Annotated in this window: 12 protein-coding genes and 1 pseudogene; 3 read left to right on the top strand and 10 right to left on the bottom strand. The window is 73.0% G+C overall.

Features of this window, described 5'->3' with window-relative positions:
• Positions 1 to 214: 214 nt before the first annotated feature.
• On the bottom strand, positions 215 to 1,153 hold the full coding sequence (locus ACGF3A_RS20755; protein WP_393731676.1) for a carbohydrate ABC transporter permease: 939 nt from the start codon (positions 1,151 to 1,153) through the stop codon (positions 215 to 217).
• Between the two features lie 10 nt (positions 1,154 to 1,163).
• On the bottom strand, positions 1,164 to 2,489 hold the full coding sequence (locus tag ACGF3A_RS20750) for an ABC transporter substrate-binding protein (RefSeq protein ID WP_393731675.1): 1,326 nt from the start codon (positions 2,487 to 2,489) through the stop codon (positions 1,164 to 1,166).
• A gap of 140 nt (positions 2,490 to 2,629) precedes the next feature.
• On the opposite strand from ACGF3A_RS20750, the gene ACGF3A_RS20745 reads away from it, so the two are divergent.
• Positions 2,630 to 3,892: an ROK family protein gene (locus ACGF3A_RS20745; protein WP_393731674.1), complete on the top strand. Its 1,263-nt coding sequence runs from the start codon at positions 2,630 to 2,632 to the stop codon at positions 3,890 to 3,892.
• Here the strand turns inward: ACGF3A_RS20745 and ACGF3A_RS20740 are convergent.
• The 8 genes and pseudogenes from ACGF3A_RS20740 to ACGF3A_RS20705 form a co-directional block, all read right to left on the bottom strand.
• Positions 3,838 to 5,628, bottom strand: a complete 1,791-nt coding sequence (locus ACGF3A_RS20740; protein WP_393731673.1) for a TerD family protein — start codon at positions 5,626 to 5,628, stop codon at positions 3,838 to 3,840. The genes ACGF3A_RS20745 and ACGF3A_RS20740 overlap by 55 nt on opposite strands.
• Positions 5,629 to 5,720: 92 nt before the next feature.
• Positions 5,721 to 7,187, bottom strand: coding sequence for a SufS family cysteine desulfurase (locus ACGF3A_RS20735; protein ID WP_393731672.1), 1,467 nt, complete (start codon positions 7,185 to 7,187; stop codon positions 5,721 to 5,723).
• Positions 7,174 to 8,556 carry a family 2B encapsulin nanocompartment shell protein gene (locus ACGF3A_RS20730; RefSeq protein WP_393731671.1) on the bottom strand — a complete coding sequence of 461 codons (1,383 nt, stop codon included), beginning with the start codon at positions 8,554 to 8,556 and terminating at the stop codon, positions 7,174 to 7,176. Before ACGF3A_RS20730 ends, ACGF3A_RS20735 begins: the two co-directional genes overlap by 14 nt.
• A 269-nt stretch (positions 8,557 to 8,825) precedes the next feature.
• Positions 8,826 to 9,086, bottom strand: coding sequence for a phosphopantetheine-binding protein (locus ACGF3A_RS20725; protein ID WP_393731670.1), 261 nt, complete (start codon positions 9,084 to 9,086; stop codon positions 8,826 to 8,828).
• 10 nt (positions 9,087 to 9,096) lie between these two features.
• Positions 9,097 to 9,738, bottom strand: coding sequence for an isochorismatase family protein (locus ACGF3A_RS20720; RefSeq protein ID WP_393731669.1), 642 nt, complete (start codon positions 9,736 to 9,738; stop codon positions 9,097 to 9,099).
• 23 nt (positions 9,739 to 9,761) lie between these two features.
• Positions 9,762 to 11,423: pseudogene (locus tag ACGF3A_RS20715) on the bottom strand ((2,3-dihydroxybenzoyl)adenylate synthase); the annotation flags it as partial.
• A gap of 437 nt (positions 11,424 to 11,860) precedes the next feature.
• Positions 11,861 to 13,078 (bottom strand): isochorismate synthase DhbC, encoded by a 1,218-nt coding sequence (dhbC, locus tag ACGF3A_RS20710; RefSeq protein ID WP_393731668.1) that lies wholly within the window; start codon positions 13,076 to 13,078, stop codon positions 11,861 to 11,863.
• A 75-nt stretch (positions 13,079 to 13,153) separates the two neighbouring features.
• On the bottom strand, positions 13,154 to 13,975 hold the full coding sequence (locus ACGF3A_RS20705; RefSeq protein WP_393731667.1) for a 2,3-dihydro-2,3-dihydroxybenzoate dehydrogenase: 822 nt from the start codon (positions 13,973 to 13,975) through the stop codon (positions 13,154 to 13,156).
• A 77-nt stretch (positions 13,976 to 14,052) separates the two neighbouring features.
• Between ACGF3A_RS20705 and fhuB the strand changes: the two genes are divergently transcribed.
• Positions 14,053 to 16,380, top strand: coding sequence for a Fe(3+)-hydroxamate ABC transporter permease FhuB (gene fhuB / locus ACGF3A_RS20700; RefSeq protein ID WP_393731666.1), 2,328 nt, complete (start codon positions 14,053 to 14,055; stop codon positions 16,378 to 16,380).
• Between the two features lie 17 nt (positions 16,381 to 16,397).
• A complete protein-coding gene (gene fes, locus ACGF3A_RS20695; protein WP_393731665.1) occupies positions 16,398 to 17,573 on the top strand; it encodes an enterochelin esterase in 1,176 nt (391 codons plus the stop codon).
• Positions 17,574 to 17,836 lie beyond the last annotated feature (263 nt).

Below are 17,836 nucleotides of genomic sequence, written 5' to 3'. Positions count from 1 at the left end.
CGTCCAGACGAAGGAGGGCGGCGGGGCGGTGGGGCTGCGGCGCCGTCGCCCTGCGGAGCGTGGGCCGGTTCCGTGGCCGGGGGGTCCGGGGGGCGGAGCCCCCCGATCGGGGGTCCGAGGGGGCTCCGCCCCTTCGTCGGGGGTTCCGAAGGGAGCGAAGCCCCCTTCGGATTCGGGAAGGGGCGGGCTCGGGGAGAGCCTCTCGCCGGCACGATCAGACATGTGCGTCACCCCTCCCGCTCCGCTGGGTCAGCCACAGATAGAGGCCCGTCACGACCATCAGGAAGAGGAGCAGCAGCACGGACATCGCCGAGCCCGCTCCGAAGTCCCAGGTCACGAACGACGACTGGTAGATGTGCAGCGAGATCAGGTCGGCGGACTCGGGCGCCGACTTGCCGAAGAGCACGTACGGGACGTTGAAGTCGTTGAACGTCCACAGGAAGAGCACCAGCAGGAGGACGAGGTTCACGGGCCGCAGCGAGGGCAGCGTGACGTGGCGTATCTGCCGCCAGATCCCGGCGCCGTCCATCTGCGCGGCCTCGTACACGTCGCGGGGGATGTTCTGGAGCGCGGCCGTCAGCATGAGGAACGCGAACGGCCAGGTGCGCCAGACCGAGACGACGACGAGCGAGACGAAGCTGTTGTCGCCGACGAGCCAGAACGAGGGCGAGTCGGTGATCCCCAACTGCTCGTGCAGCACATGGTTCACGAGCCCCGTGTCGCGCTGGAGCATGAACGACCAGGTGATCACGGCGGCGTACACGGGCAGCGCGTACGGCGTGAGGAACAGCGCGCGGAGCAGTCCCCGCCCCCGGAAGGTGTCCTGCATGAGGATCGCCGCCGTCGCCCCCAGCAGCCACGCGAACCCCACGGCCAGCACCGTGAAGCCGCAGGTGAGGGCGAAGGAGCGGAGCAGGGCCTCGCCGACGGGGGCGTTGACGTCGACCGCGACATGGAAGTTGTCGAGCCCCGCCCAGGGCGCGGCGCCCCACTCCCGGATGTACTCCTGCGTCAGCTCCTTGAACGCCATCACGATGCCGATGACCATCGGGATGAGATGGATGAGGAGTTCGAGGACCAGCGCGGGCAGCAGCAGGAGGTAGGGGAGGCCGCCGCGCCGGACGCGTTCGACGAGAGCGCTCATGGCAGGCATGGCCGGCGGCTCACTTGTCGCGCATCTGCTGCTGGGCCTTGGTGAGGCGTTCCTTCACCGAGGCGGCGGACACGGTCCGGCCTGCCGCCGCGTCCGCGAACATCTCCTTCATCGCGGTGCCGACGAGCGTCTCGAACTGGGACTCGTTCGGGACCTGCGGCAGCGGGGCCGCGCTGTCCGCGAGGACGTCGCGCATGATCTTCTCGTCGTCGTCGCGCGGGGCGGCCTTCTGGGCCTCCAGGTTGGGGGAGAGGGCGCCGTACGCGCGGGTGAGGACCTTCTGCTCCGCGGTGGAGGTCATGAACTTCACGAACTTCAGGGCGCCGTCCGTGTTGTCCGTGTTCTTGAAGACGGCGAGATTGATGCCCGCGACCATCGAGGTGACGTTCCGTCCGGCGGGCGGCTTCGCGCTCTGCAGCGGTACGGGCGCGAGGCCGTACTCCGAGGTCTTCATCCCGTTGGAGAGCAACGAGGAGCGGGCGGCCTGCCACAGCAGCATGCTGGCCTTGCCGGTGGCGAAGTCCTTCACGGACTGGCGCTGCGCGTACTCGGCGTTGCCCTTCGCGGCGATCTTGTCGCGGGCGACGAAGTCGACGTACTGCTTGACGGCCTTGACGTTGCCCGGTTTGTCGAAGGTGGGCTTGCCGTCGGCGTCGAAGAAGTCGGCGCCGTGCTGCTTGGCGAAGACGAAGGCGTGGTGGGAGTTCTCGACGGGGTCGCCGCCCTCGACGGCGAGGCCCTGCCGCCCGTCCTTCGTGAGCTTCTTGCCGTCCTCGACCAGCTCGTCCCAGGTGGCGGGGGGCTTGTCGATGCCCGCCTCCTTGAAGTGCTTCTTGTTGTAGTAGAGCGCGTAGGTGAGGGAGTAGAGGGGGACGGCGGCGGGGGCCTTGCCCTTGGCTCCGGTGGCGGCGAGCGCGGCGGGGCTGAAGCGGTCCTTGCCGCCGACCTTGGCGAGGGTCTTGCCGTCGAACGGCAGCAGCGAGCCGCCCTTCTGCAGCGAGGACGACCAGGTGTTGCCGATGTTGAGCACGTCGGGGCCCTGGCCGGAGGAGGCGGCGCCGAGGATCCGGTCCAGGAGGCTGGACCAGGGGATGACCTCCAGCTTGACCTTGATGCCGGTCTGCTTCTCGAACTTCTTCAGCTCCGGGGTGAGCACCTTCTTGTCGTGCTCCAGGCTCGTCCCCTGGTTGGTGGCCCAGTAGGTGAGCTCCTTGGGCTTGGCGTTGCTGCCCTCGCTGTCGGTGGCGGTGCCGCCGCCGCAGCCTGCGGCCGCGAGGACGGAGAGGACGGCTGCGGCTGCGACGGCGGGCTTCGCGGGTGTACGGAATCTGCGCATGGTCGTGATGGCCCCTCCGGGAGGCGGACGTTAAGGCTTGAACACGGCTCGCTCTTAACTCGGAGCGTGAGTTAAGTAGTGAAATAAGTGGCCGTCAAGACGTCACGCACAGGTAAGTTCAGGCGAGGAAGGGGGGCCACATGCCCGTAGGGAACCTGGGGAGCCGGCGGACCGTGCGCGATCTGCGCCGTACGAACCGCGCCACGCTGCTACGACATCTGTACTTCGAGGGCCCGCTCAGCCGCCAGGAGTTGGGCCCCGCGACGGGCCTCAGCTCCGGCTCCGTCAGCAACGTCACCTCGGGGCTCCTGGCCGAAGGACTGCTGGAGGAGGCGGGCTCCGTCGACTCCGACGGGGGCCGCCCGCGCACCCTCCTGCGGGTCGCGCCGGGCGCCGGGTCGCTGATCGGCGTGGACGTCGGGGAGACGGGCGTACGTGTTGAACTCTTTGACATATCCCTCACGGAACGGGCACGTGCGGAATATCCGCTGCACGCGGAGGACGGCGGCCACGGCGCCCCGCACGTCGTCCGCCTGATCGCCGAGGGCCTGGCGGCCGTCCGTACGGCCGAGGACCCGGACGTCCCCCTCCTCGGCGTCGGCATCGGCGTCCCCGGCATCGTCGAACGCGACCCGGCGCGCGGCGGCGCCGTCGTCCACGGCCAGACGGTCGGCTGGGACGCGGTCCCCCTGGAGTCCCTGCTCCGCGACCAGACGGACCTGTCTCCCGCGATCCCCCTCTTCATCTCGAACGGCGCCAAGACCCTGGGCCAGGCCGAGATGTGGTTCGGCGCCGGGCGCGGCGCGCAGGACGCGGTCGTCGCCCTCCTCGGCTCCGGCGTCGGCGCGAGCGTCATCACCCACGGCAGCGCGTACGGCAGCGCCTCGCGCGGCGCCGCCGAGTGGGGCCACACCAAGGTCCAGCTCCGCGGCCGCCCCTGCCGCTGCGGGGCACGCGGCTGCCTGGAGGCGTACGTGGGCGCCGAGTCGATCCTCGCCCGCTGGGGCGGACCCCGCCCCCACGGCGCCGGGGAGGAGTCGGACCTCGCCGAACTCCTGGCCTCCCGCACCCCCGAGGCCGAGGCGGTCCTCGCCGAGACCGCCGAGTACCTGGGCGCGGGCATCGCCGACCTCGTCAACCTCTACAGCCCCGAACGCATCGTCCTCGCGGGCTGGGCGGGCCTCCTCCTCGGCCCCCGCCTCCTCCCCGCCATCCGCGAGGCGGTCACCACCTACGCCCTCCACCACCCGGCCTCCCGCACCACCCTCGCCCTCGGCGAACTGGGCCCCGACGCGGTGACGGTGGGCGCCGCGACCCTCCCCCTGAGCCGCTTCCTCGACGCGGGCGGTCACGCCTCCTCGACGTCCACCCCGAACCCCCGGGCGAGAGAGGCCAGCCCGTGATCGTAGCCCTGCCCGACGGCGCGCATCCGCCATCCCGCACCCCGCCGGTAGAACTCCGCCAGCAGCAGCGTGCGTTCGGTGGTGGCGGCGTCCAGGGTGGCGCGCGCGAAGGTGCCCGCGCTACGGCCGGTGGCCGCCTCGATCTCGACGGCGCCCACATCACCGAAGGTGGCGGTGCCATCTATGGCCGCCGCGACCACGATCTTCCTGACGGCCTGCGGCTGCGTACCGATGTCGAGAACCATGGCTTGTTCGGACGGCCCGTCCGTGGAGAGGCGCATCGTGCCGTCGGGGCTCTCCGCCACACCGTAGAAGACGAAGTCCTCGTCACACGTGACCTGTTCCTCCTCGTCCAGCCGGAAGGCGACGACGTCCACGTCGCAGGTTGTCTGCTGGGCCCAGGAGGCGGTGAGGGTCCAACTGCTCGCCTCCTCCGTGGTTCCGGACAGATCGGCGACACCGCCGCGGGGCAGTACAAGGGAAGACCGCTGGACGTCGGGGACCGCTTCCTCCGGAGGCGCCGGGAGACTCGGCGCGTCGAGCCAGGCCACGTCACGTATCGGCAGCCCGAGAGTGCGGATACGGGTCATGCGCCGGTCGGACTCGGCCCACTGAAGAGCGAGGACGTCGGTGACGCTGGCGGACAGATTCACCGCTGCGGCACCGCCCAGGGTGACGACGCGGGTGCGGGCGGCGGCGGCCTGTTGGTGGGAGCCTCCGAGTACGAGCACCCTGCGCAGCCTCAGGGGCTGCTCCGAGGAGGGGGACCGGCGCGGTGGCCGCGCTTCCCGCGTGCCCGTCTCGGCGGGCCCTGCGCTGTGCGGGATGCCTGGCCGGACTTGACCGAGCAGCCGCACGAAGGCCGCCTCATCGATGACAGGGACGTCGGCCTCCCGTGCCAACCGGGTCTTCGCAGTGTCCGCCCCGGGGGCATTGCTGACCAGCACGCTCGTGTGCCTGGACACCGAGGTCATCACATTCAGCCCGGCCTCCACCGCCCTGGCGGTCAGTTCCTCACGGGAGACCCGGGTCTCTCCGGTGAAGGCGACCTTCATCCCCTGCATGAGCGGCTCGCCCGCCGACAGTCGTCCGGGACTCCTGTAAGCACACCGGGTCTTGGGCACCCGCGGCCTGAACGACGTGGACTGCCGGGGCGGGCAGGAGACCAGGGGAAGGGGAAGTTCCAGCCGGGACGCCTCGGTGAGCGAGGCCCGAAGCACCCCGGCCAGCGCCCGGACGTCCTCCAACGCGTCATGGGCCCGACCGTGGGGCACGCCGTAGTGTGCCGCAAGCGTGCCCAGTCTCAGGTCCTCGGTGGGCGGGGCCAGGCGTCTGTTGAGGGCCAGGGTGCACAACCTCTGCGACACGGGGAGCCACGACCTGGCGTGCGCGAACTCGTGAGCCAGGAAGTCGTAGTCGAACTGGGCGTTGTGGGCCACCAGCACGCGGTTCTTGAGCATGGCTCCGATGCGCGGAGCCACCTGGTCGAACGTGGGTGCTCCACGCAGACGTTGCGGGGTCAGACCGTGAATGTGCACCGGCCCCGGATCGCACCCGGGGTTCAGCAGTGTCGAGAACTCCTCGGCCCATCTGCCCTGGGGATCGAGGGTCATCACCGCGACCGACAGCACCCGATGCGACCCCGGCCGCAGTCCGGAGGTCTCGACGTCGACCAGCGCCCATTCGCGTCCGGTGTTCTGCGGAGCGGACTCTGTATGCGTGGATGTCAGTGTCATGTCCGAAGAATGCTGCGATGCCCGGCAGGGCTCAACCCGTTGGCGAGCTGTCGGGGCGGGGCCCTCGTGTCGGACCCCGCCCACGGCGGGGGTCAGGTCGCAGATGGCTGCTTCTGCTGGTCCTGGAGGCGGAGGAGGGAGGTGGTGAGTTGGTCGACGTCCTCTCTTGTGTTGTAGAGGGCCAGGGAGGCGCGGGTGGCGGATTCGAGGTTGTAGTGGCGGAGGGCGGGCTGGGCGCAGTGGTGGCCCGCGCGGACGGCGATGCCGTCGTTGTCGAGCCAGGCCGCCGTCTCCTCGGGGGTGCACCCGGCGAGGGTGAAGGTGAGGACGCCGACCTTCTGGGCGGCCGGGCCGATCAGCTCCAGGCCGGGTACGGCGCCCAGGGCCTCGTGGGCGTATTCGGTGAGCGCCGTCTCGTAGGCGGCCACCGCCTCGCGGTCGAAGCCCGAGAGCCAGTTGAGGGCGGAGAGGAGGCCGACGACGCCGCCGATGTGGCCCGTGCCCGCCTCGAAGCGGTGCGGGACGGGCGCGAATTCCGTACGGGCGAAGGTGACGTCCTCGATCATGTTGCCGCCGCCCTGCCAGGGGCGCATCGTCTCCAGGATCTCGGGCTTGGCGTAGAGCGCGCCGATGCCCGTGGGGCCGAAGATCTTGTGGCCCGAGAAGACGTAGAAGTCGGCGTCCAGTTCGGTGACGTCCACCGGGAAGTGGGCGACCGCCTGGGCGCCGTCGACCAGCACCTTCGCGCCGTAGCGGTGGGCCAGCGCCGTCATCTCGCGCACGGGCGAGATCGTGCCGAGGACGTTCGAGGCGTGGCTGATCGCGACGAGCTGGGTGCGGTACGAGAGCAGGTCGGCGAAGGCGTCCTGGTCGATCGTGCCCTCGGGCGTGAGCGGCACGGGGACGACCCGCGCGCGCCGTTCGGCGGCGAGCTGCTGCCAGGGGACGATGTCCGAGTGGTGCTCCAGGACGGGCACCAGGATGTCGTCCCCGGGGCCGAGGTTGGCGCGGCCCCAGCTCTGCGCCACGAGGTTGATCGCCTCGGTGGTGCCGCGTACGAAGACGATGCTGTCGGGGGAGGGGGCGCCCAGGAAGTTCGCCACCGCCGCGCGGCCCGCCTCGTACGCCTCCGTCGCCTCGCGCGCCATGGTGTGCGCGCCGCGGTGGATGTTGGAGTTCGCCGCGCTGTAGTAGGTGCCGAGGGTCTCGATGACCTGGCGGGGCTTCTGCGTGGTCGCGGCGTTGTCGAGCCAGACCAGCGGGTGCCCGTTCACGGTCCGGTGCAGGACGGGCACGTCCTCGCGGGCCGCCTCCGGGGTGAATCCTCCCGCGGGCGGGGGGATCAGGGAGGGGGACTCCGGGGGCGTGGCCGACGACGTCGCCGAAGGGGGCGCAGCCGGTGTCTCCGCCTTGACCTCCGCCGGGACCTCCGGCGGTGCCTCCGCGGGGACCGCCGCCGTCGAGGGGACCGGGGGCGTGAGCGCGGTGACCGGGGTGGTGGTCGTCACGGTGGGGTTGGGGCGGGGGTTGAGGCCGCCCAGCAGGTCAGGAGTAGTCATGGTACGTGCCCACCTCGACGTTCTGGAGAACGGCGATGGCGTCCTCGACCAGGACCGCCGCGTTGAAGTACGCCGTCATCAGATACGAGGTGATGCCCTTGCTGTCGACGCCCATGTTCTTCATGGACAGGCCCGGTTCGACCTCGTCCGGCACTCCGGACGGGCGCAGGCCCACCACGCCGCGCTCGGCCTCGCCGGTGCGGACGAGCAGGATCTCCGAGGTGCCGGCGCCCGCGGGGCCGGTCAGCCGGACCTTGTCGGAGGGCAGGAGGGGCACGCCGCGCCAGGTGAGCAGCGGACTGCCGAAGCGTGAGTCGATCACCGGGGGCACACCCCGGCGCGTACACTCCCGGCCGAACGCCGCGATGGCCCTGGGGTGGGCGATGAAGTACCCGGGCTGCTTCCACACGCGGGCCAGCAGCTCGTCCAGGTCGTCGGGGGTGGGCGGGCCGCCGAGGGTCTGGACGCGCTGACCGGCCGAGACGTTGTGGAAGAGGCCGAAGTCCTGGTGGTTGAGGATCGACCACTCCTGGCGCTCGCGCAGCGCCTGGACCGTCAGGTCGGCCTGGGTGCGGGTCTGGTCCATGGGCTCGTTGTAGAGGTCCGAGACCCGGGTGTGGACGCGCAGCATGGTCTGGGCGAGCGTCATGTGGTATTCGCGGGGCGCGTCCTCGTACTCGACGTACGTGCCCGGCAGATCGGGCTCACCGGTGTGCCCGGCGGCCAGCTCGCAGGGGACCTCGGAGCCGGGCGCGGGACGGTCGGCGGCCGTGTACGCCTGGAGGGCGTTGTTCAGCGTCGAGTCGCTGTCGGCGACCCGGGCGAGCGCCGAGCGGTCCAGGACCAGGGCCGTGCCCGAGGTGATGGCCTTGACCTGGTACGGCATGGGCTCGTTCCGGCTCCACGCGTCGAGGTCGAAGTACTGGCCGTCGCCGATGACCTCGATCAGCGCGTCGTCCCCGTACCGCCCGCACGCCCGCTTCTCCGCGCGGCCGTGCGCCAGCACCCACAGCTTCTCGGCGGAGGCGCCCTCGGCGATCAGCTCCTGGCCCGCCTCGAAGGTGACCTCCTCGAAGGCGTCGGCGAGCTGAGAGAGGGTCGCCCCGTCGGCCTCGCGCATGTAGGGGAGTTCGCGCAGGTCCTCGGCGAGGATGCGGCGGTTGCCGTCCTGGCTGTACGTGCTGATGCGGTCGTCGCCGAGGATGAAGGAGCGGCGGCGGTTGACGCGGTAGACACCGGCGTCGACGTCCACCCAGGGGAGGGCGCGCAGAACGTAGCGCGGGGTGATGCCCCGCATCTGCGGGTGGGTCTTGGTGGCGGTGGCCAACTGCCGTGCGACATCGGGGCTGAGGCTCAAACGATCCGACATGGGCGGAATCCTCCGAGAACAGAGTGCGGATGGATTGCCGCCCGATCGTCCGGTTGGCCGCCGGAACTCACAAGGGGCCACGTTCCCCTCACGGTCCGGAAACATTCGAAACATAGAACGCACAAGTATGTGAAGGTTTGAGCGAGTTGGGTCGACCAGTCGTCTGGCCTCGGCGGACGCGTGAGGCATCTCCCTCCGGCACATGCCGGACGCAACCGGCCGCCTCTCCCGGTCATGCCGAAGTCGGGGAGAAACGGCCGGTTCACACGCTATGCGGCGGAGGCGCCGGACACCCCCAGCAGCGCCGACCACTCCTCCAGCGCGGGCTTCCCGGCGAGGTCCGCGTAGGCGACCTCGCCCACCTGAGCGGCGTGGTCGCGCCGCCAGCGCTGGAGGAGGGACATCAGCCGGACGGAGTCGAGGCCGTAGTCGACGAGGTTCTCGTCCTCGGGGATGTCGGCGGGGTCCTCGCCCAGCGCGTCCGCGACGTCGGCCCTGAGCTGTTCGCGTGTGAGTGCCGTGGGTGCCATGGCGGGTTCCCTACTTTCCCTCGGAGCTCTCGAAGACGGTTCCGGTCGTGGTGACGACGGCGCAGCGGCCCGCCGCCCAGCGCAGCGCCTGCGCGTGCTCGTCCGCCGAGAAGTCGGCCACGGCGTCCGCGACCACGAAGGCGCGCAGGTCGCGCATCCACGCGTCGGCCGCCGTCATCAGCACCCCGATGTGCGCGTACACCCCGGTGAGCACGAGCTGGTCCCGGCCCAGCGCGCGCATCCGCTCCTCCAGGTCCGTACGGACGAAGCCGCTGTACTTCCACTTGGTGAGCACCACGTCGTCCGGGCCCGGGGCCACCTCGGCCGCGACGGCCTCCGCGTGCGGCTCCGCGGGCAGCCCGGGGCCCCAGAAGTCCTGCTGGAGCCCCCGCTCCTCGGGGGTCTGACCGCCGCGCTGCGCGGTGTAGAGGACGGGCACGCCGAGGCGGCCCGCGGCGGCCTTCAGCGCGGCGACGTTGGCCAGCAGCCCCGGTACGGGAGCGCTGTCCCGGTCGTAGGCCGACAGGAAGTGGTTCTGGAGGTCGTGGACGAGCAGCACCGCGCGGGACGGATCGACCGTCCAGTCCACGCGGTTGGCGGGCAGCTCGGCTGCCGTCGGCAGCGGATACGGGGCGATGGCGGGCAGGGCCATGGGGTGCGGGGTCCTTCGTCCGTTCAGCGGGTGGTGTCGGGGGTGGTGTCGGGGGCGGAGCCGGTCGTCGCGGCGTCGGCGCGCAGGTCCTTCTTGGAGATCTTGCCGACGCCGGTCTGCGGGAAGGCGGCCACGAACTCGACGCGGTCCGGCACCTTGTAGGCGGCCAGCCCCCGCGCGCGGACGAACTTCTTCAGCTCCACGGGGCGCGGGCGCTCGCCGTCGGCGACCCCGGCGCGCAGGATGACGTACGCGCGGGTGCGCTCGCCCAGGTACGGGTCGGGCTCCGCGACGACGTTCGCGTCGTGCACGGCGGGGTGCGCGAGCAGGTGGTTCTCGACCTCCTCGGCCGCGATCTTCTCGCCGCCCCGGTTGATCTGGTCCTTTGCCCGCCCCTCGACCACCAGGTGCCCGGTGGGGGTGAGGCGTACGACGTCGCCGGTGCGGTAGAAGCCGTCGGCGGTGAACGAACGGGCGTTGTGCTCGGGCGCGTTCCAGTAGCCGCGGATCGTGTACGGGCCGCGGGTGAGGAGGTGCCCGGTCGCGCCGACGGGCAGGTCGTTGTCCTCGTCGTCCACGACACGGACCTCGTCGTCGGGGGAGATCGGCCGCCCCTGCGTGGTGACGACGGTCTCCTCGGGGTCGTCGAGGCGGGTGTAGTTGACGAGGCCCTCGGCCATCCCGAAGACCTGCTGGAGCGCGCAGCCCAGCGCGGGCCGTACGCGCCGCGCGGCCTCCTCGCTGAACTTCGCGCCGCCCACCAGCAGCACCTGGAGGCTGTCGAGGCCGTAACGGGCCTCCGCCGCCGCCTCCGTCCACACCAGCGCGAGCGGCGGCACGAGCCCGGTGAGGGTGACCCCCTCACGCTCGATGAGCGGGAAGGCGGTGTCGGGGTTCGGGTCCGGGCACATCACCACGCGGGCCCCGGCGTAGAGGGCGCCGAGCGAACCCGGCGAGGAGAGCGTGAAGTTGTGCGCGGCGGGGAGCACGCAGAGGAAGACGCTGTCCTCGTCCACGCCGCAGATCTCGTTCGAGCCCCACAGCGAGTAGAGGTAGTCGTCGTGGGTGCGCGGGATCAGCTTGGGGACGCCCGTGCTGCCGCCGGAGAGCTGGAGGAACGCCAGCTCGTGCGGGGCGGGTCCGGCGGCGTCCGTCAGCTCGGCGGCCGGTTCGGTGCGCAGCGCGGCCAGCGACTCGAACGGACCGGGGTCGCCGCCCCCGGCGACGAACACGTGCCGCAGCGTGGGGACCTCGGCCCTGGTCCGCGCGGCCAGCTCGCGGTAGTCGTACCCGCCGTGCTCGGCGGCGATGACGTACGCGGCGGCGCCGGTGAACGAGCAGAAGTACGCGATCTCCGTCTCCCGGTGCGCGGGCAGCGCGAAGACGGGCAGCGCCCCGATCCGGAAGAGCGCGAAGATCACCTCGAAGAACTCGGCGATGTTCGGCAGCTGGACGACGACCCGGTCGCCCTTGCCGATGCCCCGCGCGAGCAGCCCGGCCGCGAGCCGGTCGGCACGCCGGTCCAGCTCCGCGTAGCTCCAGCGGTGCCCGGAGGCGGGGTCGACCACCGCGAGCCGGTCGGGGTGGGCGACGGCACGGTCGCGCAGCACCTGCCCAAAGGTCTCGCCACGCCACCACCCGGCGGCGCGATAGCGCTCCGCGAATTCCGGGGGCCAGGCGGGCGCGAGGCCGTCGGGAGCCGAGCCTCGCGTGCGGCCTGCGCCGGTCCCGGGGCCCGTGCCGGTCCCGGTGTCCGTGCCGGTCCCGGTGTCGGGGCCGTTTTCGGCGTCCCGGCCGGACCCGGCGTCCGGGGAGGTCTCGGCGCCCGGGGCGCTTGCGGCGTCTGCGGCGCCTGTCGCGCTCGCCGCGCCTGCGGCGCTCACTGGGCCCGGGGCGCTCGCCGCGCCTGCGGCGCTTGCTGGGCCTGCCGCGCTCGCCGCGCCTGTGGTGTCTGCGGCGCTCGCTGGGCCCAGGGCGCCGACCGTGCCCGCGGCGCTCGCCGCGCTCGCCGCGCCCGCGGCGCTCGCCGCGCCCGTGGCCCTCGCCGTGCCCGCGGCGCTCGGGGTATCCGGGCCGGTCGCGGTAGTCACGGTGGTCGCGTCGTGCGCGGGGCGTGTGTCGCTCACAGCGAGGCTCCCACCGCGTCGAGGAACGTACGGAACTTCGCCGCGGTCTCCGCGACCTCGGCGTCCGGCTCCGAGGCGGCGACGATGCCCGCGCCCGCGTAGAGCCGGAGCTTCCGCTCGGCGGCCTCGGCGCAGCGCAGGGTCACGACCCACTCGCCGTCGCCGTCCGCGTCGCCCCAGCCGACCATGCCCGTGTAGAGGCCGCGGTCGAACGGCTCGGTGTCCGCGATCACTTGGCGCGCGCTGTCCACCGGGGTGCCGCACACGGCGGGCGTCGGGTGCAGCGCGCAGGCCAGCTCCAGCGCGGAGGCGTGCGGCTCGGCGAGGGTGCCCGTCACGGTGGTGGACAGGTGCCACATGGCGGCGGTCCGTACGAGGGTCGGCTTCGCGGGCACGTCGAGCGCCGCGCAGTGCGGCGCGAGCGCCTGGTGCACGGCGTCCACGACGACCGCGTGCTCGTGCAGGTCCTTGGCGGACTGGAGCAGCGCGGCGGCCCTGCGCACGTCCTCGGCGAGGTCGGGGCTGCGCGGGATCGAGCCCGCGAGCGGATTGGCGACGACGCGCTCGCCGCGCCGGGAGACGAGGAGTTCGGGGCTGGCGCCGAGCAGCGTACGGCCCTCGTCCGCGGGGGCGGCGGGGAGCGCGAACGTATAGCCCGACGGGTCGCGGCGGGCGAGCCGCTGGAGCATCGCGGGGACGTCGAGCGGGGCGCGCGAGGTGAGTTCGAGGGTGCGGCTGAGGACGACCTTGCTGAACTCGCCGCGCCACATGCGCGCGACGGCCGCGGCCACGCCCTCCCCGTACGCCTCCGGGTCGGGCACGGGCCGGATCCGCCAGTCGGCGGCGTCGGCGGGCGCCTCGGCGGGGAGCGCGATCAGCGGGTCGGCGGTGAGCGGGGGAGCGGTCCGTACGTCCTCGGGGACCGCGAGCACGGCGGGCGCCGTCTGGTCGAACGGGATCGCGCCCATCACCAGCGGCGCCCGCTGCCCGGCGGCGCGGGACTCGGCGAGCGCGGCCTCGACTCTGAGCGGCAGGGGATCCGCGCCGTGCGGCACGGGTCTGTGCGTGCCGTGCGCCAGCAGCGTACGGGTGGGTGTGGCGAGGAAGCGGGCGCCGGGGGTGTAGGCGTCCAGCAGCGAGGTGGCCGCTCCCACGGCGGGGTGGGCCGGGTCGGCCAGGGTGACGTGCGTGGCGACATCAGGGGCCGTCGACACGGGGCGCTCCAATGCTCGGTGACGTGGTGGAGGGGGGTGAAAGGTGAACGAGGCGCGAGGGCTGCCGTACGGGGCTCAGCGCAGGGTCGCGCCGCCGTCGACGTACAGCTCCTGCAAGGTGATGTGCCGGGCGCGGTCCGAGGCGAGGAAGACGACGGCCTCGGCGATGTCCCGGGGTTCGGCGATCCGCCCCAGCGGGATGCCCGTGCGGTACGTGGCGGGGTCCCCGTCGATCACGCGGCGCTCGCCGCGGCCCTCGGGGTCGTCCGCCCACATGCCGCGCTGCATCGGGGTGTCGGTGGAGCCGGGCGCGACGACGTTGCAGCGCACGCCGCTGCGGGCGACCTCCAGGCCGAGGCACTTGGTGAACATGGTGGCGGCGGCCTTGGAAGCGGCGTACGCGGCCATCCCGGTGCGCGGGATCCCCGCGGCGTTGGAGCCGACGGTCACCACGCAGCCGGAGCCGCGCGCGGCCATGCGCCCGGCGGCGGCGCGCGAGGTGTGGAAGACGCCGGTGGTGTTCACGGCGAAGGTGTCGGCCCAGTCCTGGTCGGTGAGCGCGGTGGCGGGGCCGGTGCGCAGGATGCCCGCGACGTTCACGAGGACGTCGAGCGGGCCCAGTTCGGACTCGACGCGCTCCACGGTCCGCTCCACGGCGTCCGCGTCGGTGACGTCCAGGACGTACGGGGTGACGGTGCCGGGGCCGTCGGTGCCTTGCCCCTTCCACTCCGCGGTCAGCATGTCGACGCCGTTCGCGTCGCGGTCGGTCGCCGCGACGTGAGCACCCGCGGCGGCGAGGGCGAGGGCGACCGAGGCACCGATGCCTTGTCCGGCCCCGGTCACCAGGGCCGTGCGGCCCGCGAACTCGCTGGTGCCGTCCGGTATGTGCTCGGGCATGACCCGTCCTTTCACCTTCATTTAATTAGGTGAGCCTAACCTATGTCTCGCGGGATAGCTTAGGCTAACCTCACCTCATGCTCACGCAGCTCGGGGGAACGAAGGCCCCGGTTCCCCAATCCCCCACGGACCAGCCCGTGGAGCCCCCGCCCGGGGCCGCGCCCGCGTCCCGCGCGTCCCGTTCGTCCCGCGCGTCCCGTACGGTCACGCTGGCCGTCGCCGGTCTCCTCGCGGCCCTGCTCGCGCTGACCGCGCTCTCGCTCACGGTCGGCGCCGGGGAGGTCGGCCCCGCGCGCGTGCTCGACTACCTCCTCGGCCGCGACGGGGCCCGCGCCAACGCCCGCCTGGCGCTCGTCGTCGGAGACCTGCGGCTGCCCCGTACGCTCACCGCGCTGCTCGTCGGCTCCGCGCTCGGCGTCGCGGGCTGCCTGCTCCAGGCCGTCACCCGCAACCCGCTCGCCGAGACCGGGCTGCTCGGCGTCAACGCGGGCGCCTCGCTCGGCGTCGTCGCCGGGATCGCGCTCTTCGGCTTCGATTCCGGATACGCGTATCTGGTCTGCGCGTTCGCCGGTGCCGTCGTCGCCAGCGGCCTGGTGCTGCTGATCGCCAGCCGCCGGGGAGGCGGCTCCCCCATGCGGCTCGTCCTCGCGGGCGCGGCGCTCGGCGCGACGTTCGGCGGCCTCACGAACGTCATCGTCGTCAACTCCGCCGAGACCTACGACAAGTTCCGCTTCTGGGTCCTCGGCTCGCTCGCCGGGGTCGAGGGCAGTGCCGAACTCACCCGGCTGGCACCCGTCCTCGCCGTCGGCTTCCTCATCGCGCTGCTCGTCGCCCGCCCCCTCTCCGCGCTCGCGCTCGGCGACGACCTCGCGCGCGGCCTCGGCCACCGGCCCGGCGTGATCCGCACCGTCGTCGCCGTCGGCGTGACCCTCCTCACGGCCGCCGCCGTCGCCCTCGCCGGGCCGATCTCCTTCCTCGGCCTCCTCGCCGGATTCCTCGCCCGCGCCCTCGCCGGAACGCGCCTCGCCGCGCGACTGCTGCTCGCCGGACTCATCGGAGCCTGCGTCCTGACGGCGGCCGACGTGGCGGCACGGGTCGTCTCCCGCCCGTACGAGGCGCCGGTCTCGGTCATCGTCGCCCTGCTCGGCGCCCCCGTCCTCATCGCCCTCGTCCGCTCGAAGCACCTCGGGACCATGGGCCTGACGGACCCGGCGAGTGAGGAGACCCCGTCGGGACGCCCCGCCCGCGGCGTCGGCCGCACCCTCGCCGCCCGCCTCCGACGCGGCGCCGGCCCGGGCGACGGGCCCGCACGCACGGACCAGCCACGGCGCCTCGCGGGGCGGCTCACGGGGCGTCTCGCGGCGCGGCTCGCGCGCGGCGAAGTGCCCCTGCGCCGGGGCAAGGTCTCCCTCCTCGTGCCGTACCGGCCCGCGTTCGCCGTCCTCGGGCTGCTGCTCGTCCTCGGGTTCGCCGTGACGCTGTCCGCGTACGCCGGGCAGAGCGACATGGACCTCGCCCGGACCTTCCGGGCCGTGTTCGGGTACGGGGACCACTTCGACGTGCTGCTCGTGCAGAAGTTCCGGCTCGGGCGGATCGTCGCCGGGCTCGCGGCGGGGGCCGCGCTGGGGCTCGCCGGGTGCCTGACGCAGACGCTCGCCCGCAACCGCCTCGCCACGCCCGAACTCCTCGGCGTCAACGACGGCGCCACCGCCGCCGTCCTCGTCTCCGTCTCGCTCTCCGCCAGCGGCACGTTCGGCGCCTGGTGGGCCGGGCCGGTCGGCGCGCTCGTCGCCGTCCTCGTCGTCACCGCCGTCTCCGGCGGGCTCGGCCAGCGCGGCTACCGCGTGCTCGTCGTCGGCCTGGCCATGTCCGCGCTCGCCTCGGCGATCACCCAGGTCGCGCTCTCCCGCCGGTCCCTCAACTCGGCCAGCTCCCTGTACGTATGGACCTCCGGCAGCCTCAACGGGCGCGGCTACTCCGTCGCCGTCCCCGTGCTGATCGGCCTCGCCGTCCTCGTCCCGCTCGCGCTCGCCGCGGGCCGCCAGCTGCGGGTGCTGCGCTTCGACGACGCGACCGCCGCCTCGCTCGGCTCCCGCCCCGCCCGTACGCGCATGCTGTGCCTGCTGCTCGCCGTCGCCCTCGCCGGGCTCGCCGTCGGGATCTGCGGGCCCGTCGGCTTCGTCGCGCTGGCCTCGCCCGTGATCGCCTCCCGGCTCTCGGGGCCGCTGCGCGTCCCGCTCGCGGGCTCGATGCTGACCGGCGCGGCGCTGGTGGTCCTCGCCGACACCCTGGGCCGGATCGTGTTCGACGGTACGGAGCTGCCGGTCGGCGTCGTCACGACCGTGCTCGGCGGGCCGTTCCTGCTGTGGGTGCTGCTCGGGCGTTCGGCGGCGACGCGCGTATGACAACGAAAGGCACGGCCATGCAGAACCCTCTCTCCGCTCTCCGCGAGGCCGTACGGGCCGGAGTCCCCGGCGCCGAACGGGACTTCTGGCTCCGCGTCGAGGCGACGGGCACCCCGCTCGTCGCCCCAGACCCCCAGGGCGACCCTGCGCACCGCGAGGTCACCTTCCTGTGGCGCGGCGAGGCGGCGGCGGTCGTCACGCTCCTCCACACCGTCACCGACAAGGACCGGCACGCGGGCGACCTCACGCCCCACGCGATGGAACGGATCCCCGGCACGGAGGTCTGGGCCCTCACCTACCGGCTGCGCGCCGACCACCGGGCCTCGTACCAGTTCTCGGTGTGCGCCGACGGCGTACCCGGCACGCACCGCGAGGCGTGGCTGCGCGTCCTGGACGAGGCGCTCCCCGACCCGTTCAACCCGCACCCCCACCTCCCGGCCCGCGACGGCCGCCACCCGGCGTCCGTCCTGGCGCTGGAGGACGCGCCGCCGCAGCCGTACGTGGCACGGCGGCCCGGCGTACGGCGGGGCCGGGTGGTCCGTCACGAGATCGACGGACGCGGCGTCACGGCCCACGTCCCCCCGGCCGCGCCGGGCCCGTACGCGGTCGCCGTGCTGCTCGACGGCGAGATGTGGGGCCCCGTGCTGGAGGTGGGCGACACGCTCGACAACCTCCACGCGGAGGGCGCGCTGCCGCCCACGCTCACGCTCCTCGTCGACACGATGGCGACGCGCCGCGAAGACCTCAGCTGCAGCGCGCAGTTCACGGACTGGCTCGCGGACACGCTGCTGCCGTTCGCGGCCCGGACGTACGGGGTGGAGCCGGGCCCTTCCCGCACCCTGATCGCCGGTCAGAGCGCGGGCGGCCTCACCACGGCGTACGCGGCGCACCGCCGCCCCGATGCCTTCGGCCTGGCCCTTTCGCAATCCGGCTCCTTCTGGTGGCCGGACGAGGACCCCGAGTGGCTCACCCGCCAGTACGAGACGGCCCCGCGCCGCGCCGTCCGCCTCTACCTGGAGGTCGGCCACCAGGAGTGGATGCTCCTGGAGGAGAACCGCCGCCTGCGCGACGTGCTGCGTGCTCGCGGCTACGAGGTGACGTACGCGGAATTCAACGGCGGCCACGACTACGCCTGCTGGCGCGGCGGCCTCGCCACGGGCCTCGTGTCCTTGCTGGGCCCGCCCACGGGGTAGGGCCCGCTCGCTCGCGTGGCCGTCGGCGTTCAGGCGTGCCCCATCAGGGGCGCGGGGCTGTGTTTGATGTGCGGCTCCGCCGCGTGGGCGCGCCGGGTGCAAGGCTTTTGGGCTTGCCCGATCAGGGGCGCGGGGAACTGCGCGACAAGCCACGACGCACTCGCACTCCGCGAAGCACAGCCCGGGGCACCCCGATCCCGGCTCTTTTGCCGGGGCACCCGGCGTGGGGGGCTGCGCTTGCCAACCCTGCGCCTTGCGCAGAC

Origin of the sequence: Streptomyces sp. NPDC048172 (assembly GCF_043202595.1) — a bacterium.
Classification (GTDB): Bacteria; Actinomycetota; Actinomycetes; order Streptomycetales; family Streptomycetaceae; genus Streptomyces.
Note: the sequence above shows the minus strand (reverse complement) of the source record. Positions and strands in the feature narration are given on the sequence as shown.

Excerpts from the sequence above, each read along its gene's own strand:
- ACGF3A_RS20750 (WP_393731675.1), bottom strand. The coding sequence starts at position 2,489 with ATGCGCAGATTCCGTACACCCGCGAAGCCCGCCGTCGCAGCCGCAGCC.
- ACGF3A_RS20725 (WP_393731670.1), bottom strand. The coding sequence starts at position 9,086 with ATGGCACCCACGGCACTCACACGCGAACAGCTCAGGGCCGACGTCGCG.
- ACGF3A_RS20735 (WP_393731672.1), bottom strand. The coding sequence starts at position 7,187 with ATGACTACTCCTGACCTGCTGGGCGGCCTCAACCCCCGCCCCAACCCC.
- ACGF3A_RS20740 (WP_393731673.1), bottom strand. The coding sequence starts at position 5,628 with ATGACACTGACATCCACGCATACAGAGTCCGCTCCGCAGAACACCGGA.
- ACGF3A_RS20705 (WP_393731667.1), bottom strand. The coding sequence starts at position 13,975 with ATGCCCGAGCACATACCGGACGGCACCAGCGAGTTCGCGGGCCGCACG.
- ACGF3A_RS20730 (WP_393731671.1), bottom strand. The coding sequence starts at position 8,556 with ATGTCGGATCGTTTGAGCCTCAGCCCCGATGTCGCACGGCAGTTGGCC.
- ACGF3A_RS20755 (WP_393731676.1), bottom strand. The coding sequence starts at position 1,153 with ATGCCTGCCATGAGCGCTCTCGTCGAACGCGTCCGGCGCGGCGGCCTC.
- fes (WP_393731665.1), top strand. The coding sequence starts at position 16,398 with ATGCAGAACCCTCTCTCCGCTCTCCGCGAGGCCGTACGGGCCGGAGTC.
- ACGF3A_RS20745 (WP_393731674.1), top strand. The coding sequence starts at position 2,630 with ATGCCCGTAGGGAACCTGGGGAGCCGGCGGACCGTGCGCGATCTGCGC.
- ACGF3A_RS20720 (WP_393731669.1), bottom strand. The coding sequence starts at position 9,738 with ATGGCCCTGCCCGCCATCGCCCCGTATCCGCTGCCGACGGCAGCCGAG.
- fhuB (WP_393731666.1), top strand. The coding sequence starts at position 14,053 with ATGCTCACGCAGCTCGGGGGAACGAAGGCCCCGGTTCCCCAATCCCCC.